Origin of the sequence: Gardnerella sp. DNF01157, from assembly GCF_049244225.1 — a bacterium.
Lineage (GTDB): Bacteria > Actinomycetota > Actinomycetes > Actinomycetales > Bifidobacteriaceae > Bifidobacterium > Bifidobacterium leopoldii.
Genome location: NZ_CP058388.1, coordinates 777549 through 801874 on the forward strand (window position 1 = coordinate 777549; position 24326 = coordinate 801874).

Annotated in this window: 18 protein-coding genes; 6 read left to right on the plus strand and 12 right to left on the minus strand. The window is 39.2% G+C overall.

What is annotated here, in order from left to right; translation table 11 throughout:
• Positions 1 to 87: 87 nt before the first annotated feature.
• Both HXT38_RS02895 and HXT38_RS02900 read right to left on the minus strand, forming a co-directional pair.
• Positions 88 to 1557, minus strand: a complete 1470-nt coding sequence (locus tag HXT38_RS02895; protein ID WP_004106787.1) for an RNA polymerase sigma factor — start codon at positions 1555 to 1557, stop codon at positions 88 to 90.
• A 130-nt stretch (positions 1558 to 1687) separates the two neighbouring features.
• Positions 1688 to 2554, minus strand: coding sequence for a hypothetical protein (locus HXT38_RS02900; RefSeq protein ID WP_064340566.1), 867 nt, complete (start codon positions 2552 to 2554; stop codon positions 1688 to 1690).
• Between the two features lie 195 nt (positions 2555 to 2749).
• Between HXT38_RS02900 and HXT38_RS02905 the strand changes: the two genes are divergently transcribed.
• Entirely contained in the window at positions 2750 to 3856 is a 1107-nt protein-coding gene (locus tag HXT38_RS02905) for a polyprenyl synthetase family protein (protein WP_064340567.1), read from the plus strand.
• Between the two features lie 97 nt (positions 3857 to 3953).
• Complete coding sequence (locus HXT38_RS02910; RefSeq protein ID WP_421791585.1) at positions 3954 to 6344, plus strand: protein kinase domain-containing protein; 2391 nt, start codon at positions 3954 to 3956, stop codon at positions 6342 to 6344.
• Between the two features lie 125 nt (positions 6345 to 6469).
• Here the strand turns inward: HXT38_RS02910 and HXT38_RS02915 are convergent, their stop codons facing one another.
• Positions 6470 to 7177, minus strand: coding sequence for a lysophospholipid acyltransferase family protein (locus HXT38_RS02915; RefSeq protein ID WP_116442701.1), 708 nt, complete (start codon positions 7175 to 7177; stop codon positions 6470 to 6472).
• Positions 7178 to 7252: 75 nt separating this feature from the next.
• On the opposite strand from HXT38_RS02915, the gene HXT38_RS02920 reads away from it, so the two are divergent.
• Positions 7253 to 7921: a hypothetical protein gene (locus HXT38_RS02920; protein WP_004106798.1), complete on the plus strand. Its 669-nt coding sequence runs from the start codon at positions 7253 to 7255 to the stop codon at positions 7919 to 7921.
• An 86-nt stretch (positions 7922 to 8007) separates the two neighbouring features.
• On the opposite strand, the gene secA is transcribed toward HXT38_RS02920, so the two are convergent.
• The 6 genes from secA to HXT38_RS02950 form a co-directional block, all read right to left on the minus strand.
• Positions 8008 to 10803 (minus strand): preprotein translocase subunit SecA, encoded by a 2796-nt coding sequence (secA, locus tag HXT38_RS02925; protein ID WP_004106800.1) that lies wholly within the window; start codon positions 10801 to 10803, stop codon positions 8008 to 8010.
• Positions 10804 to 10991: 188 nt separating this feature from the next.
• Positions 10992 to 11663: a ribosome hibernation-promoting factor, HPF/YfiA family gene (hpf, locus tag HXT38_RS02930; protein WP_421791587.1), complete on the minus strand. Its 672-nt coding sequence runs from the start codon at positions 11661 to 11663 to the stop codon at positions 10992 to 10994.
• Positions 11664 to 11878: 215 nt separating this feature from the next.
• The gene (locus tag HXT38_RS02935) at positions 11879 to 13531 is read right to left on the minus strand and encodes a recombinase family protein (protein WP_050567752.1); all 1653 of its coding nucleotides are present in this window, start codon (positions 13529 to 13531) and stop codon (positions 11879 to 11881) included.
• A 71-nt stretch (positions 13532 to 13602) separates the two neighbouring features.
• Positions 13603 to 13770, minus strand: coding sequence for a hypothetical protein (locus tag HXT38_RS02940; RefSeq protein ID WP_004121940.1), 168 nt, complete (start codon positions 13768 to 13770; stop codon positions 13603 to 13605).
• An 18-nt stretch (positions 13771 to 13788) separates the two neighbouring features.
• Positions 13789 to 14736, minus strand: coding sequence for a phage major capsid protein (locus tag HXT38_RS02945; protein ID WP_004121942.1), 948 nt, complete (start codon positions 14734 to 14736; stop codon positions 13789 to 13791).
• 421 nt (positions 14737 to 15157) lie between these two features.
• Positions 15158 to 17482: a phage/plasmid primase, P4 family gene (locus tag HXT38_RS02950; RefSeq protein ID WP_004121944.1), complete on the minus strand. Its 2325-nt coding sequence runs from the start codon at positions 17480 to 17482 to the stop codon at positions 15158 to 15160.
• 311 nt (positions 17483 to 17793) lie between these two features.
• Between HXT38_RS02950 and HXT38_RS02955 the strand changes: the two genes are divergently transcribed.
• A complete protein-coding gene (locus HXT38_RS02955; RefSeq protein ID WP_004121956.1) occupies positions 17794 to 18006 on the plus strand; it encodes a helix-turn-helix domain-containing protein in 213 nt (70 codons plus the stop codon).
• On the plus strand, positions 18006 to 18296 hold the full coding sequence (locus HXT38_RS02960; RefSeq protein ID WP_004121959.1) for a DUF5960 family protein: 291 nt from the start codon (positions 18006 to 18008) through the stop codon (positions 18294 to 18296). Before HXT38_RS02955 ends, HXT38_RS02960 begins: the two co-directional genes overlap by 1 nt.
• Before the next feature lie 117 nt (positions 18297 to 18413).
• On the opposite strand, the gene msr(D) is transcribed toward HXT38_RS02960, so the two are convergent.
• The 3 genes from msr(D) to HXT38_RS02975 all read right to left on the minus strand — a co-directional run bounded on the left by msr(D) (position 18414) and on the right by HXT38_RS02975 (position 21770).
• Positions 18414 to 19877 carry an ABC-F type ribosomal protection protein Msr(D) gene (msr(D), locus tag HXT38_RS02965; protein ID WP_000420313.1) on the minus strand — a complete coding sequence of 488 codons (1464 nt, stop codon included), beginning with the start codon at positions 19875 to 19877 and terminating at the stop codon, positions 18414 to 18416.
• 119 nt (positions 19878 to 19996) lie between these two features.
• On the minus strand, positions 19997 to 21214 hold the full coding sequence (mef(A), locus tag HXT38_RS02970; protein WP_000417519.1) for a macrolide efflux MFS transporter Mef(A): 1218 nt from the start codon (positions 21212 to 21214) through the stop codon (positions 19997 to 19999).
• Between the two features lie 385 nt (positions 21215 to 21599).
• A complete protein-coding gene (locus tag HXT38_RS02975) occupies positions 21600 to 21770 on the minus strand; it encodes a hypothetical protein (protein WP_000873143.1) in 171 nt (56 codons plus the stop codon).
• 580 nt (positions 21771 to 22350) lie between these two features.
• Between HXT38_RS02975 and HXT38_RS02980 the strand changes: the two genes are divergently transcribed.
• Positions 22351 to 24297: a type I restriction enzyme endonuclease domain-containing protein gene (locus HXT38_RS02980; RefSeq protein WP_225791482.1), complete on the plus strand. Its 1947-nt coding sequence runs from the start codon at positions 22351 to 22353 to the stop codon at positions 24295 to 24297.
• The last annotated feature ends 29 nt before the right edge of the window (positions 24298 to 24326 follow it).

The following is a 24326-nucleotide window of genomic DNA, read 5'->3' on the forward strand; positions in this document are numbered from 1 at the left end:
TAAACGTACAACCGATTATTTTAAGCAATAAGTGTCGTACTATCGCAAAAGCAACAATACGACACTTTGTAATATAACTTCACACAATCACTGATCTAAGAAGTCACGCAAAGTTTGCGATCTAGAAGGATGACGCAGCTTAGACATTGTTTTAGACTCAATTTGACGAATACGTTCACGAGTAACACCATAAACGCGACCAATATCGTCTAAAGTCTTTGGTTGACCATCTTCCAAGCCATAGCGCATCTTAATAACTCCAGCCTCTCTAGGGGCCAAAGTTTCCAAAACTTGCCTAAACTGTTCTTGAAGAAGCGAGAATGCAACAGCATCAGACGGTGCGATTGCGTCAGTATCTTCAATCAAATCGCCAAACTCAGAATCGCCATCCTCACCCAAAGGAGTGTGCAAAGAAATCGGTTCACGACCGTACTTTTGTACTTCCTGAACCTTTTCTACTGGCATATCTAGTTCGCGAGCAAGCTCATCTGGTGTAGGTTCACGACCTAAATCTTGAAGCATTTGACGCTGAACCCTAGAAAGCTTATTAATAACTTCAACCATATGCACTGGAACTCGAATAGTACGAGCCTGATCTGCCATAGCACGAGTAATAGCCTGGCGAATCCACCAAGTTGCGTAAGTTGAGAACTTAAAGCCCTTCTTCCAGTCAAACTTTTCAACTGCACGAATCAAACCAAGGTTACCTTCCTGAATCAAATCAAGGAAAAGCATGCCTCTACCCGTATAACGCTTAGCAAGAGAAACAACAAGACGCAAGTTTGCTTCAAGAAGATGATCTTTAGCTTTCTTACCATCTGCTGCAGCCCACTTAAGCTCACGCTTACGCTTAAACTCCATTTGATCAATTTGAGTATCAAGCAAATGCTGAGCATACAATCCAGCTTCAATACGCTCTGACAAATCAACTTCTTGCTCAGCGTTAAGCAAGCTCACGCGACCTATCTGCTTTAAATAATCCTTAACAGGATCTGCAGTAGCGCCTGTAGCAATTACACGACGCTTAGGATTACCAGACGGAGTTAGATTATCATCATCGTCATCGTCTCGTACAACAAATGCGCCTTTTGCTTGTGGCACTTGCGGAGCATCATGCTTAATTTCGTCGTGATCATCAATTTCATCAAGATCTTCAGACTCTTCATCATCAAGATCATCTGCAACGTCAATATCGCTTAAATCGTCAACATCAGATATATCTTCTGGCTGGATATCGTCTAAATCATCAAGATTCAAATGTTCATCATCAACATCAAGATGTGGATCGTCATCTAAAGGATCGTCAATAGATAATTGATCTTGAGATTCAATATCTACGCTATCCTCAGTTTCGTCATGTTTAGCATCAGACGATACTGATTCAGTATCAATCTTGTTGTCTTCAGTTTTCTTTGAGCGAGAACTGCGTGTCTTGCTATCAGCTGACGAAGTTCGAGTACTGGTTTTACGCGCAGCGCTAGCCTTGCGAGTTTTTACAGGCTTAGTATCATCTTGCATTTCGTCGCTGTCGACCGTTGATCCAACTTCACTCGTCAAACTGTTCCTCCTGTATTATCCCCTTGTAACGCATATAGGCATAGTTCATGCAAGGGCAAGTTTTACCTTAAGTAGTAAACCATTTAAGCAAGACGATTATTCCCCAACTAATTTTTTGCGGCGTGGCGAATTATTCAATCCATGCTGGCTCAAGACCATTTTCGAATGCTCCACACACTATTTTTGCCATAGAACAATCAGGATCAATGCGCAATGCACAATCACAATAATACTTTACTTCTCCTAGCCTAAACCACCAGCTGATATAAGCTAATAAAGCGTAAACTTGCACAGATAATTTTGGAATGCTTTTAGTAATAATAGCCATAGATTTTAAAATTTTGCACGCGAAAATAGCTCTCTTTATATCAGGCTTATTATTTGTTTGAGTGAATTTTGCTTCTAAACAATGCCGCAAATTACGAGATACTTCAGAAGTGTGAGGACACCAAGCAAATTCCGACAAAGTTTTTTCGTCATACCATTCTTGATTTTCATCCAGAATAGAAATAAGCATTGCGTCACGAACATTAATATTATGCAACATTGCTATTGGCAGGTTTACTAGATCATATCCAAACATTTTTTCATCGTAAGCAAACATATTGTACCATCGCATAAGCGCTCTGCTTGCAATATCTCTAATGGCGTATTGCTTGCCATTTCGATCAACATTTTCTATAAAAGCTTCCGAAACTGCCGGAACCCAATATTCTAATCCTTTAATCCATTGCACACTATCACTACAGTTGTTGTAAATATATTCCTTAGAAAAAGTCATAAAAAAGCTGCACTCTTTGGAAGGATATATATTCCCATTAATATCTGAAATTTCTCTTCCAGCAAAACTTTCAAAATCTTCTGAACCTGCAAAATCTAAACAACCATTAAAAGAATTAGCGCTTTCACCATAAATTTGCATAAGACTTTGCATATCAAAGTCATCCATACAATTATGCGATATCTTTGTTTTCAAATCATCCTCTACAATTTCCATGCATACTCCCCCTCATTTTTTACATGATTTTTTATTTTGATAATCAAACTATGTAATAGCATTTTTTGATATATTGAAGTTTCTCAAGACATAAGTCAGCATTCAATAAAAAACTATTTCCGCGGTGAAAAGCTTATTAAACCATAATAATAACTGCGTTTTGTAATGTTCAGCCCTGTGGATAACTTTCATAATATGAGCACATTTATAGGCAACAATTACAGTCTTAACGATATTGAATCTAGAATTACTTTTTTAATTTCTCAGCAATTTAATACGGGACTAGAAGATAATCTTTCATCCACATGTGCGCAAACACTACAGCAAGTAATAAAGCAAGCTATTGTTTCAAGCGAAGGCGGAAAACGTCTTAGAGCTCTTCTTACGATTTCAGCATTTTACGCTGCATCAAAAGAAACCAATATTCAAAAAATCCATGAACAGTCTGTATTTGACATAGCTTGTGCTCTAGAAGTATTTCAAACAGCTGCATTAATTCATGATGATATTATTGACGAATCTTATTTGAGACGTGGAAAGCCTAGTGCGTATTGTGCATTAAGTAAAGCTTGCAATAATAAGCATATTGGCACAGGCTTAGGTTTAATGCTAGGAGATCTACTTGCCACAGAAAGTTTCGATATTGCAAGAAATTGTGCGAAGAATTTTACTTATGGCGAGGAATTGTTAGCAGCATTTGCGTCTATGCAAAGAAATGTTGGTATTGGTCAAGTATTGGATTTGTCTATAGAAATGATGCAACTAGATAATCCAATACAACTTGCGGAATCATCTTTGAATGTTTTTAGATGGAAAACAGCCAGTTACACTACTGTTGCTCCATTAACTCTCGGCTTTCTTGCAGCAAATATGCAACCAACTGAAGCATACAATCTTGCTAATTCTATTGGCAATTCGTTAGGCGTTGCTTTCCAGATTGCTGATGATTTGCTTGATATTGTTTCAGATAGCAAGATTACAGGTAAGCCTATTGGCGGTGATATTAGAGAAGGTAAGCGTGCAGTTCTTCTTGCAGATGCTTTGCAATACGGAAACGATAACGAAAGAGAAATACTATTAAAAGCTTATACGAGTAGTACTAGGAGTGAAGATGATGTAAATAAAATAATACAGATTTACCATACTTCTGGTGCTATTGAAAAATCAAAAAAGCGAATTGAGAATCTATGGAATGATTCACAACAAGCAATCGAATCAAGTACATTGAGCGATAGTGGAAAAACTATTTTGCATGAAATTAGCAAACGATTTATACCAGAAGCATGGCGTAATGTACAATAATATTTAGTAAATAACGCTCGAAATTAGCCTTCTTTACTATCTTGCTTGTACACTCGTAAGTAGCAAAAATGGTTTTACGCGTATAAGGATTGTGACAATGGATGAAGCTACGCAGGCGCAGCCAGGTATGCGCATTGAAAATCGCTATCGCATTGTGCGCAAAATAGCTCAGGGTGGCATGGCTACTGTGTATCAAGCAGAAGATGAACGCCTTGATAGACCTGTAGCAATTAAAATCATGCACACTCAACTTGCTCAAGGAGTGCATCGCCAGCAATTTATTGCTAGATTCCGCAGAGAAGCAACCTCTGCTGCAGCAATTGCCAATCCACATATTGTGCAAGTTTATGATACGGGCGAATATGATGGGCTTGATTATCTTGTGATGGAATATGTTCATGGCGTTAATTTGCGTTATGAAATGAATATGCAAGGCACATTCAGTGTGCGAGATACGCTGCGTTTACTTGCAGAAACTTTGGATGGTCTCGCTTCTGCACATAATGCTGGAGTTGTGCATAGAGATATTAAGCCGGAAAATATTTTAATTAACGATCGAGGTCATGTTCAGATTACTGATTTCGGTTTAGCTAGAGCAATTTCGCAAGCAACATTATCTTCTACAGGATTGCTTCTTGGCACAGCAGCTTATCTTGCTCCTGAACTTATTGAGCATAATCTTGCAACTCCTCAAGGTGATTTGTATTCAGCGGGCATGATGGCTTGGGAAATGCTTGCAGGAAGAGTGCCTTTTACTGCAGATAATCCTGTTACGCTTGTTTTCAAGCATGTGCATGAAAACACTCCTTCAATTGCTACAGCTTGCCCTGGAATTAGCGAAAAAGTTGCACAATTCATAGCAAACCTCACTGCTCGCGACATGAACGAACGACCTAAAGATGCAAGTGAAGCATTAGCAAAATTACGTGCACTTTCTACACAATTAAACCCTGAAGATTGGCAATACAAAGCAGAAGAACCACAAGAGTTTTCAGAAGAAACAGACTTTTCTCCTATTAATAATTTGCGTGTTCCCCCTGAAGCAAATTATTCGGACAAATTGAATCCTAATAATGACTCAGATGCTACACGAGCGATAAATACTTCAGGCTCTAATTTTTCTGCTAATTCCAACTCTTTATTGCAAAATGCTACAGACGAAACTGTTGCAATACCTAGAGATAATTCTGTAGGTGAACTCGATTCATGCACAAATAATGATCTACATAATCCTGAAGTCAATAATGTAGCAATAGACAATTCACTAGCAAAGTCCGACAGTGCTTTCGATGCGAATAATCTTCAAAAAACACAAGCTATGCAATGGCATGCTACTAATGCAGAAGATGTGTCATACAATTCGCAAGATAATCCTTTAGAAGAATTTGACGATAGCAATATGCCAACAATTGCTATTAGCTCTCGCAATTTTAACAACAAATTAAATGCAACAAAACCATTGGGCCTGTCATATACAGAAAAGGACTTAGGAAACAAGTCTAACCGCTCTTCTAAAAAGCGTGTTTTCATTATTGCAGGTTTAAGTACAGCTGGAGTATTAGCAATTGCTGCTATTGGTGGTTTTTGGTATTTCTTAGGTCCTGGCAGTTATTGGACGCTACCTAAGCCTGACGACCTTCAATGCAACAATTATGCATCTTGCAAAATAACTGATGTCAATTGGCAACGATATGAGCACACGCTTAAAGTTGCTGGAATTCCTTACACAGTTTCAAAAGATTATAGTGACGATGTGCCAGAAGGAAAAGTAGTTTCAACAAATCCTGATGTTGTCGGAAGCCATATTCAAAAGCACAATAATAGTGCTCTTAATGTTGTAATTTCGCGTGGAATTCGTAAGGCTACAATCCCGGACGATATTACAGATCCAAAGACTTACAATGGCAAAAATCCTTTGAAAACATTGCGTAAAGCAGGCTTTACTAACATTATTCACGATAAGTCAGGAGATACGTATTCTATAGATATACCAGCTGGCAGCTTAATTGATATTAACCCTAAACCTGGCACGCGCATGAACCATAACGAAGAAGTAAGTATTTTACTTTCTAAGGGACCTAAGCCTGTACAAATGCCAGATATAGTTGGGAAAACAAAGAATGAAGCTGACTTAGCTTTGACTGACGCTAAGCTGGATGTAAAGTACGAAGAAGAAAATAGCGATACTGTAGCAAAGGGTAAGATTATCCGCGCTTCTGTTGAAGCTGGTTCTGACTTACATTGGGGCGATAGCGTTAAAGTTGTTGTTTCAAAAGGTCCAAAAACTGTTACATTGCCAAACGTTTGCGGAAAGAGCAGTGATGAAGCTAGAAGGATTATTGAAAGTCTAGGGCTTAAAGTTCGTGTTTCTGCTCCACTTGGTGATTTAATGCACGTAGTGCGCTTCCAATCCCCTGGAGCTGGAAGCGAAGTGCCATTGAAGGATTCTAATGGAAATCCTTCTATTATTACTCTTACAGTAATATAAGCGTGTCTTAAGTATTATAAAAGCGGCGGAAGCTCAATAACTTTCGCCGCTTACATATTTGAACATAAATAAAATTTAAATATATAATAATGTTAATCTAATAGCATGAGAATCAGCATTATATTTTACTTATTTTCGTTACTTTCTTCACGTTTTTGACGCATACGTTCTTTTACGGTTTGAGCATATTCATCAACGTATTCTTGACCACTCATTTGCTGAATAGACTTAGTTACTTTATCTGTAATTTCGCGTAAACGCTCGTGAGTGATCTCACTTTCGTCACGAACACGCTCTACTTGAATAGGCTCGCCATAAATCGCCTTAGTCTTGCCTTTTGCTGGAATAACTTGACCATGCACTTGTAATTCTCTAGTTCCAATAATTGCAACAGGTATAATCGGGCAACCTGTTTCAAGAGCAAGACGTGCAGCACCAGTATGACCACGATATAAACGACCGTCTGGGCTTCTTGTGCCTTCAATATGAATGCCAAAAAGCTGACCTTTTTCTAATATTTCACGAGCATGATTCAAAGCGCCAAGAGATTTTGCGCCTCCAGAACGATCTACAGGGAAAACGCCCACAGAAGTAAACCACCACTTCTTAAAACGACCCTTTAAACCTTTGCCTTCAAAATATTCTGCTTTACCCATAAAGTGGATCATACGAGGACAAGTCAATGGCAGAAGCGCGTCATCAATAACAGCAAGATGATTTGCAGCAATAATAGCTCCACCTTTTTTAGGTACATTTTTAATACCTTGCGCTGATGGATGAATCCTCATGCGGGCAATACCCCCAAGTCCCTTCACGAAGAACCAGTACAACATACCATATCCTTTCTTGCAAGTCCAATTTCGAACATTTTAAGCATAGAATCAGGAAGACTTGCTACAGTATAGTTCATGACTTCTTCTAAGAATACCAACGACCCTCGCCGGGATGACGAGTTAACGTCAGAATCGTTAAAGAATAATCAAAAACAAAACAACGGAGATTTTGATGACGAATGGTCATCTTTTGTTGCAGAACATTCTGATGACATGAACGATATTGCTAATTCACGTAGCGCAAAAAGTTTTGAAAAGCACGCTCAGAAAGAAGAAAAAAAGAAAGAGCGCAACACTATAGCAAGCGACAATAATTCTAAAAATCAAAAAAGTGTAATAAAAAATAAATTTAACTTAAAAAATCTAAGTAGCCATAAATCTTATATTATTCCTACTAGAATGCAAGATTCTCACACGATTATAACTGCTAAAGGTCCTCGTGATAATACCCGCACAAGTTGGCTCGATTTAGATAAGACTATGGAAGACTATGGCGATGATTTTGTGCCTCCAAATCCACAATTTTATAACGTATCTTTAGTTAATGTAGTTTTGTGGATTCTATTTGTTATAGGTATCTTCGGTGTTATTGTAAGTGCTTTTATTCCTACTATAGCGAACATTGTTGGTATTATATGCGGCTTATTAATGCTACTTAGTGGAGCAGGATTACTTATGAATCGCAAAAAACCTGATCCGTATAAAGAAGATTACAGCGATTATGGAGATGGTGCTCGAGTATAGCTAATAATCAATCGAATATAATAAAAGGCGGCATGATTTTGATCACACCGCCTTTTATTTATATTTTACTTTAGTAAGCTTTCAAGTCACTCAGCTTCATTTTCAGCTTCGTTTTGACCATGGCAAAGCTTGTACTTACGACCAGAACCACATGGGCATTCGTCATTCTTATTTGTTCCTGGGAATGTACGTCCATCAGACCATGGAGTCTTCCATTCTTCATTCTTTGGTCGCATGGTTAATGGAACATCGCCTTCAGCATGGCTCAAAGGTGCAGGACCAACAATACCAGCAGCTTGATCTTCAGCATCTACCTCAGACGAAGCTTGCGCAACATCTTCATCAAGCTCATCGTCAGAAGAAATATCTTCAGTAGAAGCAATCTGATTGACATCAATGTGGAATAGAAGCTGAATGCTTTCTTCCTTAATTGCCTCAATCATCGAATTGTACATCTGGTAGCCTTCACGCTGATATTCAACGAGCGGATCACGCTGACCCATACCACGCAGACCAATACCATCCTTCAAATAATCCATCTCATAAAGATGTTCACGCCACTTGCGATCGAGAACAGAAAGAACAACGCGACGTTCAATTTGACGAAGTGGATCAGCACCGAGACGATCTTCGACGAGAGAGTAAACCTTTACTACACTGTCGACGATCAAATCACGCAAAGCAGAAACAGCTTTTTCGCCCTTGAGATTGATAATCGTTTCACGTACCTGATCCCAATCAAGAAGTACAGGCATTACAGAGTTAAGAGCATCTTTTAAGCCGTCCAAATCCCAATTCTTTGGCTTATCAGAACCGTTCATTGCGCCACGCACATAGCTTTCTACGGTGTCACTGATGAACTTCAAGATGTCCTCGTGAATATCTTCACCCTTAAGAACCATCTGACGCTCTGCATAAATCACAGTACGCTGCTTATTCATAACATCGTCATACTTCAAAACGTTCTTACGCATTTCAAAGTTACGAGCTTCAACAGTCTTCTGTGCCGTACGCACACCGTTAGAAACGTACTTAGACTCAATTGGTTCGCCTTCTGGCAATCCCTTAGCCATAACACGAGCAACAAGCTGAGTGTTGAACAGGCGCATCAAATCATCTTCCAAGCTCAAGTAGAAGCGAGATTCGCCAGGATCGCCCTGACGACCAGATCGACCTCGAAGCTGGTTATCAATACGACGAGATTCGTGACGCTCAGTGCCAAGAACATACAAGCCACCAAGCTTCTTAACTTCTTCATGCTCGTCTTTAACTTGCTCTTTAACTTCAGCTAAAACGCCTGGCCAACGCTTCTCATATTCTTCAGGAGTATCGTCTGGAGAATAACCATCAGCCTTCAACTTTGCATCAGCCAAGAATTCAACATTGCCACCAAGCATAATATCAGTACCACGACCTGCCATGTTAGTAGCAACAGTTACAGCACCCTTACGACCAGCAACAGCAACAACAGCAGCTTCCTTAGCATTCTGCTTAGCATTCAAAACCTGGTGAGGAATGCGAGCAACGTCAAGGAGTGAAGAAAGAATCTCAGAAGATTCAACAGAAGCTGTACCAAGCAACACAGGCTGTCCTTTAGCATGGCGTTCAGCAACATCGCGCACGATAGCAGTAAGCTTTTCTTTCTTTGTGCGGAAGATCAAATCGTCCTTATCTTTACGAATTACTGGACGATTGGAAGGAATTGGAAGAACACCAAGCTTATAAGTTCCCATGAACTCTGCAGCTTCAGTCTCAGCAGTACCAGTCATACCAGCAAGCTTGTCGTACATGCGGAAATAGTTTTGCAAAGTAATAGTAGCAAAAGTCTGATTTTCTGCCTTAACTTCCACATTTTCTTTAGCTTCAATTGCTTGATGCAAGCCCTCGCTATAACGACGACCTGGAAGAACACGACCAGTATGCTCATCGACAATCAAAACTTCGCCGTTGGTGACAACATAGTCACGATCTAGAAGGAAAAGCTCCTTAGCTTTCAAAGCGTTATTCAAATAACCAATAAGAGCTGTATTGCTTGGCTCATAAAGGTTATCGATGCCCAAATAATCCTCAATTTTTGCAATGCCAGGATCAAGAATACCTGCGGTTTTTTTCTTTTCGTCAATCTCGTAATCAACATCGCGAGTAAGCTTCAAAACAAGTTTTGCAAATTCACGATACCAATGAGTTACATCACCTTCAGCAGGACCTGAAATAATAAGTGGCGTACGAGCTTCATCGATAAGAATGGAATCAACCTCATCGACAATTGCATAGTGATGACCGCGTTGCACAAGTTCGCTCTTTTCCCACGCCATATTATCGCGCAAGTAATCGAAGCCAAACTCATTATTTGTACCGTAAGTAATATCAGCATTGTATTGCTTACGACGCTCAGGTGGCTGCTGGTCGGTAATAATGCAGCCAACGCTCATGCCAAGGAATCTATAAATACGACCCATAAGTTCGCTTTGATAGCTAGCAAGGTAATCGTTGACTGTGACAACGTGCACGCCTTTGCCTTCCAAAGCATTCAGATAGCTTGGCAAAGTAGCAACCAACGTTTTACCTTCACCAGTTTTCATTTCTGCAATATTGCCCCAATGCAATGCAGCACCACCCATAAGCTGCACATCGAAATGACGCTGGCCAAGCGTACGCTTTGAAACCTCTCGCACAGTAGCGAAGGCTTCAGGCATCAAATCATCAAGCTTTGCACCATTGTCTAAACGCTGCTTGAATTTAGCAGTTTGACCCTTCAATTCTTCATCGGAAAGCGCGGAAATTTCATCTTCCAACGCATTCACAGCCTTGGCTACGTTCTCAAGGCGCTTCAATTGACGGCCTTCACCCATACGCAAGGCTTTATCGACGATATCTACCACGTTTTGCTCCCTTAGGTCATGTCTATGACGACGGCCTAGCCAACATAGACGTAAACTGTGCCTATATTACGCGACGGCTACGATTTTTGTAAGTTAGCGAGTCTGATTTCTACATAAAAATGCCCGCCCAACATTGTGCTAGACGGGCACGCGCACTTATTCGCGCACTTTAGACATGTTTTTAACCATTACTTTTGCTTAGCAACATTTTCAGGTGTATCAATTTCAAACACGCCATAGCTCCAACCATGTCTGCGATATACTACAGATGGTCTCATAGTTTCTTTGTTTACAAACAGGAAGAAATCATGTCCAATAAGCTCCATCTCATACAAAGCCTCATCTATGCTCATAGGCTCTGCAATATGTAGCTTACGACGAATCACAATAGGAGTGTCGCCAACACTTACTTCCACAGATTCACCAGGACCTAAATCGGAAGCAACAGCAGCATCTGCGCTATTAACCTCATTTTCTTCTGGCTCTTCAACGGTAGTTTCAATCTCAGGCTCTACAGCACTCATATCTACAGGAGTCATTTCCGTATATCCACGGCGATGATCCTTACGACGATCGCGAGTACGACGCAAACGAAGCGTCAACTTATCAAGCGCCATATCTAATGCGCTAAATTGATCAGTGCTAGAAGCTTCTGCGCGAATCACAGTGCTTCCTGCAACAACAGTGATTTCAACTCGCTTTGCTGTGTCAGCCTGCCTTGGATTGCCTTCATGAGTCAACACGATTTGCACGCGCTGCGCATCAGGCGCAATGGCGGTCACACGATTCATCTTACTTTCTACAACGTCACGGAACCTTTGATTAATCTGCGTATGACGACCAGTAATGACGATTTCCATGCGAAACCTCCCCATATAGACTCGAACCTTAAGCTCGATTTGTACAACCCGACTGCCACGATGCCGTCGGTTCTTCTATTATATCTGCTAAATCCATACAAACCTAGCAATTTATTAAATTAAAATAAAAAAATTAACGTTAGGGGCATTCACTTAGGGATTTAATTCCTAAAAAATTATCGGCGTAATCGGTATTACTACCGGCTACGCCGATTTTACTTATGGAGTGGAATATCAACTGCACCTATGTAATTCCACTGTATCCATATGGTTTGTTTCTTGGTTCTTGTACCTGCTACCTTTTCAGATTTTTCAACATAAATCTTATCTACAAAGGTTCGAATGATCTCTGCATTAAGTTCTTGTATATCTGTGTATTGTCGTACTAATTTCAAGAAAGAATCCACGTTGAGACATTCCTCTTGCGCTTTAGAAATAAAGGCTTCAAGGGATTCAATCTTGCTTTTCAGTTCAGCTTGTTCCTTGTCGTAGGACTCAGACATGCTCTTAAATCGTTCATCAGAAATTTTACCGTCTAAGTTGTCTTCATAGAGATGCTGAACAATTGTGTCAAGTTTGCTAATTCTTGCTTTTGCTTGCTCGAGTTCCCTATTAGAGGACTTTAACTTTTGGGTTAGTTCTTTCTCGCTTTTCTTCATCACAAGTCCCACGAACTCTTCTTCGTGCTGTTTGGCAAATGAAGTAATCATTCGTAGCTCGTGAAGCAGTATTGCTTCGATCTGAATATTTCTAATTTGATGTGATGAGCATTTGCCTTTTTGCTTACGATATGTAGCACAGACAAAGTATTCTTTATCATGGCTCCAACCTTTTCCTCGAACCTGATAAAGCTTGTTACCACAATCCGCACAAAATAGCATTCCCGATAACACCGGCATCTCTCCAAGATTGGTACGCACTCGTCTACCATCTCTTATACGTTGAACAATATCAAAAGTTTCCTGGTCAATAATTGCTTCGTGTGTGTTTTTGAAAATTAGCCAGTCTTCTTTGGGATTCAATAATGTTTTCTTGCACTTGTACGATTTCTTTCTTGTTTTGAAATTGACCGTATGCCCAAGATATTCTTGCTTTTCAAGCATATTAGAGATAGTTTTTTGATTCCAGACTCCCTTAATCTCCGATTTCGCGGAAGGAATTTTAATACCAAGAGAGAAAAAATGCTCAGAAGGTGTTGGAATATTCCTTTTGATTAGCTCATTGGCAATCTGGCTAGGCCCATACCCATTAACGCAGAGTCTAAAGATTTCACGCACTACACTGGCAGCTTCTTCATCTACAATCCAATGATTTTTATCTTCAGGATCCTTAAGATATCCGTAAGGAGGATTGATGCAGAGCGGCTTCCCACTTTGTCCTTTTGCTTTAAACACAGCTTTTATTTTTCTGCTTGTGTCTTTAGCATAAAACTCATTGAAGATGTTGATGAAAGGTGTCATGTCGTTGTCTGACTGATTATTGCTATCTACGCCGTTATTTATTGCAATAAAGCGAATATCAGCGTTAGGGAATACCATCTCTGTATACATACCAACTTGCAGATAATCTCTACCCAAGCGTGACATGTCCTTGACGATAATGGTTCCAATCTTTCCTTCGTCAATGAGAGCAGTTAATTTAAGCCAATCAGGTCGCTGGAAATTAGTACCCGAGTAGCCATCGTCTACAAAGAACATAAGATTGTTGAAATGATTATCCTCGGCATACTTTTTCAGCATGCTCTTTTGATTGATAATGGAATTGCTGTCACCTTGTAATTCATCGTCTTTGGATAAACGGCAGTAAAGTGCCGTTATCTTGCCTACATTATCTAGAGTATAAGAAGGCTGTCTATTTAGTTTATTCATCTGTTTTTCCTCCTTTCCGACAGCCTTCAAGCGGTCAGTATATATTCCCGTATAACTCAGAATTTATCAAGTTATTTAGCTTCTATTACATGGTTTAAATTGCTTAAAATAAGGTGTTTGATTAGGTCTTTGACACCTTTCTGAGCACTCTTGCTTTCAAGAGAGTTAACCGTAAATTCAGTATTTCCGATTCTTAACACTTCGGTTTTTACCGGTGTATCCTTAATTTGTTCATCCATGCATTTTGACCTCCTTGTTTAAGAAAGTTGCAATACTTTAATTGCTTCAGGATGTACCAGTTTCCCATCCAAATACTCAAAAGAGAGGTAACCTATCTGGTCTATAAGAGAAAATATTTCGTTTAGAACCTTGATGGTTGGGTTATGGCGTTCGATAATCCAATAGTTGGAAAAATCACCAAAGGCGATAACTTTTGCTCCCTTTTGCGAAGAAGGCATGGCATTGTCAATGACCACAGGTCTGCCCATTAAGTTGCCATCAAAATCAGGTAGGATGTATGCTCCGGTAGTGTCCTTTAAGGTTTGAAGATAAAGAGCAGTTTCATCATTCATAAGCCACGTGGCATTTTCTCGATACTTACTATCTAGCGAGAAGAATAAATGTTTGATGGTATCTGCGGAAATCTCTTTTGCTTGCACAGCAACCTCAGCACCTGATGTATCTGATAAAATTCCTGTCGGCTTAGTTATCCCATCGCCATTTATAAAAGCTTCCGACTCACTCAATGTAAATTGCTTTGTCAGTTCGCTTGTGATGAACTCTTCGATATCAAAGTCAAGATCAGCTGTAAAATCCGTACCCAAACGAATAAGGTTAACTAGGGTATAATCCGTTACATCAATACGCTTAAAGCCATCTTTAATAGGCATATGCGTAATGATATTCGCATCATAATCTTTCATCCATTTAGTGAACGGTGTACCTTCATAGATGAACAATTTGCTTGATTGCGAGTGTGCTTTTACCACTGTACACAGTTTTCTAAGATTACTTTTGTTTGCAAGTTTTGCTTCGAGTTTTGCTAGAGAAGAAGTCGGCAAATCATAGGCACCTGTATGAATGTGGCGCAGTTTTCCTGCAATATTGTTCGCATTACCATTTGCGTCGCGCAGTACGTTCCAAAACGTGTTGTGGTAGTCCTGACTTGCTAGTTTCATTTCTTTTTCAATATCTCTGTTAATCATAATTGTTAGTTCCTTTCATTACTGTTTTCTGCAATTACTGCAGTAATTTGCTTGATTTTGCCCATTTACCCTTTTGAATTCGCTGTTTTTGCACGCAAGACCCTGCGCCCGTTCCCGAAGGGGTACTCTTTAGAGATTTGACCCCCCCCCCTAGGGGGTTAGGTTCAGAAAGTAGTATGCGAATAAATTTCTAACAGCACAGTACCTAGGCAGGTTTTCTTTCTTCAATGTTGTCAAAAAGCTGAAATCATTTCAGTATTTTGATTTGTGCATGATAGTATTTCTTCTTCATGTTCAACACAGGTTTGCGATACGAATTACGCAATCATAGGCACCACCTCCTTAAACGTGGCATGATGTGGCAGTTAAATTTCGTTATTGCCTTATAGGGTTATATGGGGATATAGGTTATTAACTGCCACTAGTTGCCACTTAAAAAATCGCTAAACTCACTTTTAAGCCTGTAGCCTTTAAGAAGCGTGGTTTTTTCTCCGCCTGTCTTGGGACGCTTTCTTACAACCTCGGCAAATTTTCTTAATTCCTGATTGAAGTTTCTGCTGTTCTCAGAAAAACAGCCGTTATCAATGCACCACTTCTTGTAGTGGTCGTATACAACTGCCGTTCGAATCTCAGAGCTCTGGTCTTTAACGAGTACATCTTCAGCAAACTGTGCCATCTTGTCACTGTCGTGGGCATAACTAAAAATGGCATCAAGAACGCTATTAGGCGGCTTAAAGCCTTCATCTCGGAGGTGGGTAAAGCCTTCAAGAAGCCAGTTTAAAATGGCACTTTGCACCTCTTTTTTAGAAAACTCCGCCTTTAAGGTTTTATCCTGTTCCCACGCTTCAAAATGCCTGTTAAAGGGAATAATCTGCATGCGGTCGCTACTAAACACTGTCATATCGCTGATGACGGGCAGATAATTGGTGTTCACGTACAGTTTGAACTGTGGTTTAAAGTCAAAACTGTTCTCATGCAGGAATCGAGCGTTTAAGGTATCACTTCCCGTCATGTATTTAACTTGGGCTGAATTAAGGAATAGTCCTCGGCTCGGCTCAGATATATTGGCAAAGCGAACACCGGCAAGGCGTGCTACATCCTCGGTCGGCTGTGAGCTATTAGGGTTCTTCTTTAGAGCAATGGTTTCCGCGCGTACCGCTTTTCCGTAATCGCCCATCACAGACAGAACGCTTTCCATGAGTGTGCCTTTACCGTTTCTTGTGCTTTCTCCAAAAAGAAAGAACATGCACTCATAGCGTGTATCACCGCTTAACGCATAGCCTAATGACTTTTGAAGATACAAGGCTTTCTCACAATCTCCGCTCATAATTTCATCGACAAACTGGCGAAAACGTTCACTTCTTGCCTTCGGGTCATAAAACACAGGTGATACTTTGGTAATAAGATCTGTTGCTAAGTGCTTGCGAAATACACCGTGCTGAAGGTCTAAAGTTCCGTTTTGGCAGTTAAATAGATAAATGTTCTTATCGAACGCTTCCATCGAAATGGGGTAAACGCTTTGAGCTTCCTTGATATAAATCTCACGGTTACGACGGCTGCTCCATTTGTTCCAATACTCAACAAGCATGGAACGGGTTCTCTCGTCTTTAATGACACCAGCATAACGTATAAGAGAAAGAGCTAAATCCTTGCATAGTTCCATCGTTTTAAGCGTTCCAATATCGCAAGTCCAACGTACACCATCGAAGATGAACCACATTTTGCGCTCCGGTACATAGTGCAGAATGTTTTGGAAAATATCAGCAAACAATCTGCCATTACCTAAATCACCGTTGCGATATCGTATATTTTCATCAGGCTTTAGTTCCTGTAATTTAGATAAGAGATCATCAAAGTCTTCCTCAGCACTTGCATTATGGAAAGGCTCATAGAAGGTATGACATTTAGAAACAGCTTTCTGAATGGTTGTGTTGCCATAAGTATCCGCGCCACGGTGTTCATCCCACTTAGGACGGAATAAAGCAGACTTACGAAAAAGTCGGTCTATTTGCTCCTTGTTACCGCCACAGTAAAAGGCAAGAATAGACACAAGCGCGGCATCTGCTTCGCTATGAGAAGGGTAAGCCGAAATGTCACCATGCCAAAGTGCTGTAAATTTAGCTCCATTTATGGCGTTGCCAGCTTTTTCAATAACAGATGTATCGCTTAAATATGACCTTGTACACGCGTTATTTTCTTTTTCATGAGTGTTTATGTTTCGCTTCATGTACGTGTCTAAAAGCCACATGATGGCTTCATCGTCTTCTAAAAGCTCGCCTTCCTGATACACGTCGCCCGTAACTGTTAGATAGCGATTCGTAGCTAGAGCGCTGTAAACCTCAATATCCCCATGCTTGATGTAATAAGACTTTTTATCGTATGCGCCGTTAAACAGAAGCAAGATATGAAAGCCATGCTTACTTGGGCTGTATTCGATATAAGCGTGCTTGAAATGGGCAATAATCTCTTTTGCCCAGTCTTTAATGATGCCATTATCGATGCAGTGGTCTAAATCGATGCCTAAGAGGTTATCAACAAGCTTTATACCAATTCCGTCGTATTGGTCTTTTACTTTCATGGCATCATCAAGCGAGGTGAAATCGCTTAAGTTGTCTGTAGCTGCTTTCTTTCCCGTTATGGGGTTATAAGGCGGCTTAGTGAGCCTACCGTTTTCTTGCTGCTCGTACTTCCATGAACAAAAGATATTCTTGTTCTTTAGTGCTTTTGGCAGTTTCTCTAGATCCATATTTGATCCTCCTTTTCTAGAAGGCTTATCCCTTCTACATCACAGGCAAAAGAAAAAGCCGACTTTTTAACCTGTCTTAAAAAGTTTTTTTGGTCTTCTACTTGGTAGCCATGAAAGAGGGTGTAATCTGACGGTTTTAGAAAAAATTTTTGACAATAAAAATCTCCTAAGCATTCATTAGGCATTTGCCTTGAATGAATAGCAAAGGAGACTTTTTTAATCTGCTATATTCCGGAGTGGCTAGCTCTTTATATCGTTGATATACTCACAGAATCGTGATAATATTTAACTATTAAAATAAGGAGGGAATTATGGCTGTTAGTTATAAAAAACTATTACATCGCATGATTGAAGAAGATATTTCCAATCAGGACTTAATGAGAATGAGCAATATTTCCGCCAACATTATTACGAAACTACGCACTGGGCAATATATATCACTGGAAAAAGTGGAAGGTATCTGCACAGCTTTACACTGCACGCCCAACGATATTTTGGAATTTATAGCGGAGGATGAAAAGTAATGGCTAATAATCAAAAACTGGAACTTACGTGGCTTGGTAAGGATAAAGAAATCAAAATAGAGCCTAGGATTCTAGTTGAGGATAAAGAAAAATCAAACTGCAAAAATGATCCTAATACAGAAAACATGCTCATACATGGAGATAACCTACTCGCACTAAAAGCGTTAGAAAACAAATATGCAGGTAACCGCGATCACTTCTTCATATTTGAAGTAAGTACCGTAGATGAGAATCCGCTAATCTATCATTATACATATAAGAAAACTACAATATATTTAGCAGAAAAATAGGAGCAGTTCAATTGACTGTTCCTATTTTTAATATTCATAAAATCTAAAGTCTTTATACTCTTTAACAATGGAGTCGCCAACCAGAACAGACTATACTGACCAGCGACTACCTTAAATTTAATGTTTCAGATTTATTTTCTTATCTCTAATTTCATAAACTACATCTGCTACATTTTCGAGTAATCGTTTATCGTGGGTGATAAACACGATAGTTCCGGTGTACTCCTTCATTAGTATTTCCAAAGCCTCTAAACTTGGTATGTCAAGGAAGTTACTGGGTTCATCCATTATTAGGATGTTATATCTACCCATGAGCATTTTAGCAAGCAACAATTTTATAATTTCTCCACCGCTTAAAACAGATAAACTTTTTCCAATATCGTTCTGTTTGAACCCCATAGATGCTAGCACTGAACGAATTTCTGATATATTGTAGTCACAATCCTTCTGCATAAACTCCATAACATTCTGATTACTGTTGTACTTGTAACCATTCTGTGCAAAGTAACCTATTTTTGCCTTAGGCGAAATAGAAATTCCTTCTTCATGGTTTAAGATCATTTGGATTAAAGTTGTTTTTCCGATTCCATTACCACCAGTTAACGCCACTTTTGCTCCTAACGGAATTTGAAAAGATGCATTTTCAAACAGAGCCTTATCCCCAAATACTTTATTAATTTCTGCACCGACTATAGGGTATGGATTATGGAGCTCCAATGCTTTACTTTGCCTGAAACGAATTCTGCGAATGCCTTCCGGAGCTTCTACTTTTCCTAAGGCCGCAATCCTGTGCTCTAGGGTTTTAGCAGCATTATACATCTTTTTTTCCTTACTTCCTATTGATTTTTGATGAGCTAAACGCCCTCCGTCTTCAGTACTTTTTTTCTTTGAAGAACCTTTTGCCTTCTGTTCTATTTTACGAGCCTGTTTTCGCTTTTCCTCCGCAGCCCTTTCCAATCGGGCACGTTCCGCAATAAATTGTTCGTATTCTGCAGCTTGGCTCTTACGTTCTTCCTCTTTCTGACGAAGATAATCAGAATAGTTTCCCCAATACTCAGTGATTTTGCCATCTTTCAGTTCCCATATTTTATCTACTATTTCATCAAGAAAATAGCGGTCATGGCTAATAACTAACAGTGCACCTGTAAAATATTTTAGCTGTCCTATTAGAAAATCAATTCCTTCACGGTCTAAATGGCTCGTAGGTTCATCCGCTAAAATACCATGAACCTGTGCCGATAAGGCCTGTGCTATTTTAAGCCTTGTTTCTTCACCACCGCTCATAGTCTGTATATTTAATTGCTCAACACCTAGCTTGCCTACAAGTGCAAAATCTTTTTCCTCCTGCAGAGTTACTTCGTCCAACTGGGGAATATAGGCAAGTTCACCCAGACGATTCATTTTACATCCTGGGGGAGTTAATTCTCCTAAAAGTACCCTGAGTAAAGTGCTTTTTCCAGCACCATTTGCTCCTACTAAACCAATACGGTCATAATCATATACTTCTAATTCATTTATATCTAAAACATCGCGTCCTTTGAATTCCACACGAATGTCTTTTGCTTTTAATATTAATTCCATAACATTTCCTCCTGTCTATAATCGCATGCTTTCATTTGCTTGTATGCAGGGAAAACCCTGCGATTTTAGCAGGAAGAGTTACATGAAAATAAGATACATAAATATTCCTCCAATATTGTTTATTTTAAATCTAATTTTCTAACCTCAGTTATCATTTGGCAAACTATAGCAATGCCAATAATTAAAATACCTGATAGTAAAAACCAATGATTTACACCGATTTTATCAGCAAAGAATCCAGAAAGAATTAACCCAATTGGCATAGCAAGTGACATGATACTTCCGATCAAAGAAAATACACGTCCTAAATATTCAGGCTTAATTTTCTCCTGAAAAAGAGCTGTTTGCACACCGCTATAAAATGGCACCGAAAGCCCCATTATTGCACAGCAAACTACGAATATTACAAATCCATTTGGAGGAAGTATTCCCGAAACGGCTAAACTGGTCCCCATTATAAAAAATGAACTTGTTATTAGTAATACATGCTTTTCGAAGCCCCCTAATCTTCCTAATAATAAGCCTCCTGCTAGCATCCCAAATGCAAAGGAAATTTCCGTAATAGAAATATGCACAGGCGTTCCATTAAAGTGTTCCATGCTTATTAAAGGAAATAGTGCATTGATTGGCATATAAACAAAAGTATATAGTGTTCCTAAGAGTAATAAGGCAAACAATCCTTTGTTTTGTCTCAGAACCACAACTCCTTCTTTCATCTCCCTTATGAAATTTGGTTCTAAACTTTGCACTTGATTACCCAGCTTAGGTATACGTACAATTGCTACCGTAATAGATGCAATCACAGCACCCAATACGTCGATGGCAATAATAGCATTTAAATCCCAAACGGAGTATAAGAGTGCTGCAACTGCCGGACTAACAATATAGCTTATAGACTGCAAAGACTGACTATAGCCTGCGCATTTCGTTAGCTGTTCTTCTGGTACTAAAAGTGGTGTAACCGCATTGAGTGCTGGGGTATGAAAAGCTGTTCCAATGCTACGGATAAACAATACTATCATAATCATCCAGACAGGTAGCTCCATACAGAATGCAACAATAGCAAGCACTGCACCAGCTGCTGCGATAATTAAATCGGCACCAATCATTATCTTCTTCCTATCATGACGATCCACTAGCACACCAATGGCAGGTCCCAAAATCGCATAGGGTAAAAAACCTACTAATGAAGCCATAGACAAGACCATCGCAGATCCTGTTTTTTCTGTAAGGTAAAAAATAATCGCCATTTGCAGGATGGCACTAGTGATTAATGATACTGCTTGCCCTGCCCATATTGCATAAAATTTTCGTTTCCAATTGTTGTATTTTTCCATTTATATTATCTCCTGCATATTATTTTGCTTGAATTTCTATTTTGAATAGCATTCTAGGCAATAAAAAATGCAGGCCAAACCCCACAATGTGGCTTTTGGTCTGCATACATACAATTTGGAAACATTCATATTAAAGACATAGTTAAATAAAGGTATAGTTAAATAACCAATATCCTCACCGTAACTAATGAATGCTCAATATCGTATAAATAAGCACAACAAAAAAGCCTATCATCGGGTATAGATTCTGCTTTTTTTATTGCCAGCTTATCTTAAACGCATTGAGGCTGTCATAGTTTCGGTTCCTCCTACATCTTTGTCTATATCAATTTATAGTATAACACAACAAGATGATATGTTCAATATAAAAGTTATGGAATGAGACTCATACTTCCAATTCGATGCCAGATTTAAAGGATATGACGAAGTTTTCTTCATAGACTGTAACGCTCTGGATTATCTTCCTTAGTAGCAAGCGATTAGCTTTCACAAAATCTTCTGTTTGTAGTTTTAAAAATTCATCAGGATTTTCTAACTCAACCTCAAAATATTTCATTTTACATTCCCTCATTTCATTTATTGATAAATTGAGTTTGCAAAAAAGAGTGGACAATTTTTGTCTACTCTTAACCTTTAAAATAGTTTTTTTTTAATCGATTTGAAGTTGCCTAAATTATTACTTATTCGGTAAAATGAAGTATTGCTTTCAACAGATTTCCTTCAACTACACTTCACTTGATTCAAACAAGGTGGGTACATTTCTATTCCCACAAACTCCTTGTCAATGGAAACAAACACGTACCCACAGGGTAAATGGAAATAGAAACTGATAATTTCTAGCTATCACTTCTACTCATTCCAAAAATTTTCTCACTCTGATACTTACCCACCATAAAGCAAAAAGCCTTGCAATCAAGGCTTTCATTATCCCTTTCGTTCAAAGGTTTCTAAGCTTTTACGAGCAGAGCGACACACTCAGCGGTTCGCTATCTCCGTTCTGTCTGCGTGCTAGCACTTGTCAATCACGGACAGCTATCGCATGGGCGGAAGTAAATGCTAATCTTCGTCGTTTTACTCCTTGACTAGCAAACTTACCGCCTCAACATGCTACGTTTGTAGGTTTCACAGGAACTCCTATTGCCGAAACATATCAGACCTTTGGTCAGGAAATTGATAGATACACTATGGATCAGGCGGTCGCAGATGGACTAACTGTTTCTATTAAGTATCATCCTCGTATTGCCAAGGTGTTACTTGATAAGACCAAAGCTAAAGAAATTGAAAATTACTATAAAAAGTGTGCCGATGATGGTGCAACGTATGATGATATTGAAGCCAGTAAACGTGCAATGAGTTCTATGGAAGTTATCCTTGGCGAGCCTTCTCGCTTGGAGAGGCTTGCTATAGATATTCATGACCATTATATTTCATCTTGTGATAGTGACCCAGATAGAATTCAGAAAGCAATGATTGTCTGCTCTAGCAGAAAAATTGCATATTCACTTCTTTTGAAATTCAAGGATAAATATCCGGAATGGTTTGAAGAAAAGAAAACTCCTGACGGAGTTACTGCAACAGATGAAGAACTTAAAGAATTAAAGCCTATGCCATTTATGGCTATGGTATCGAGTGTTGGAAGTAATGATGAAGCTGAGATGTATAACTATCTTGGTGGAGTTAAAAATGATAAACGTTGCGAAGAACTGGATGCAGCCTTTAAACAGGAAAAGTCTAATTTCCATATTGTTATCGTAGTTGATATGTGGATTACGGGATTTGATGTTCCGTCACTTACATATTTATATAACGATAAGCCTTTGAAGAAGCACTTGCTGATTCAAACTATCAGTCGTGTAAACAGAAAATATCCCGGCAAAGAATATGGTATGGTTATCGACTATATTGGCATTCGCGATAATATGCGTGAGGCCATGAAGGTTTACGGTGGTGATACATCAGTTGCTCCCACATCGGATGACGTTGAGCAGGCTACCTCTGCATTCAGGGAGGAGATTGAAATACTTAAAGCACTGTTTACAGATTATGACTTAGCTCCATTCCTTAATACGAAATGTGACCCTGTTGAAAGATATAAATTACTTTCCAAAGCGGCTGAGTATGTCTTTACATCAGCACAGGTCTTGCAGACAGAAGGAAACGGAAAAACTAATCAGGTCTCATTTAAGACATATTTCTTAAAGTCTGTTAAGAGAATGAGAAGTGCTTTTGATATTTGCCAACCTTCTGGAAATCTGGGCGAAGAAGAATCTGCGCTTGCACAGTGCTTTATGGCTATAGCAGGCTTCGTTCGTAAAATGAGTGGAACCAGCGATGTTGATGCTGAAACTATGAATCTTGTGGTATCAAAGATGGTTGAAGAGGCATTAAAATACAATAAGGTAGAAAGTGTTCTTGAAAGTGGCGAGGAAGAAGATATCTTCTCTCCTGAATACTTTGAAAAATTATCAGATGTAGAAATGCCTGCTACAAAGTTAGAATTACTTATCAAAATGCTCCGTAAGCAAATAAAGGAATATGGCAGGGTTAACCAATTAGCAGCGAAATCTTTCCAAGAAATGATTGAAAAGACTATTGATGAGTACCATGAAAGACGTAAGCACCTTACTGCTGAAGAAGCCGGGGCAACACAGGAAGCTGCCTCAGAAGATATTATTAAGGCTGCAACTGAACAAGCTTTAGTGATACTTCGTCAGATGAACGAAAATCGTGAGAGTTTCCGTAAAATAGGATTAACCTTTGAAGAAAAGGCATTCTATGATATTTTGATTGCTCTTCGTGACCAGTATAAGTTTGAATATGGCATTGACAAAGAAGTTAACGGTGTTGTGATAAACGATAAATGCAAGACACTTGCTAAAAAAGTTAAGGAAATAATAGATACCGAGTCTTCATTTGTGGACTGGCTCAACAATCAGAATGTGCGTAATCAGTTAAAATTGAAGATAAAGATTTGTTTGGTTAAGAACGGCTATCCGCCACAGTATAGTCCTGAAGTGTTCACAAAGGTTATGGAGCAGGTAGAAAATTTTGAGGAGCATTCTGAAACAACTTCAGAAAGTTAGATTATTCCTTTTCCTTATTGCTTCTATGT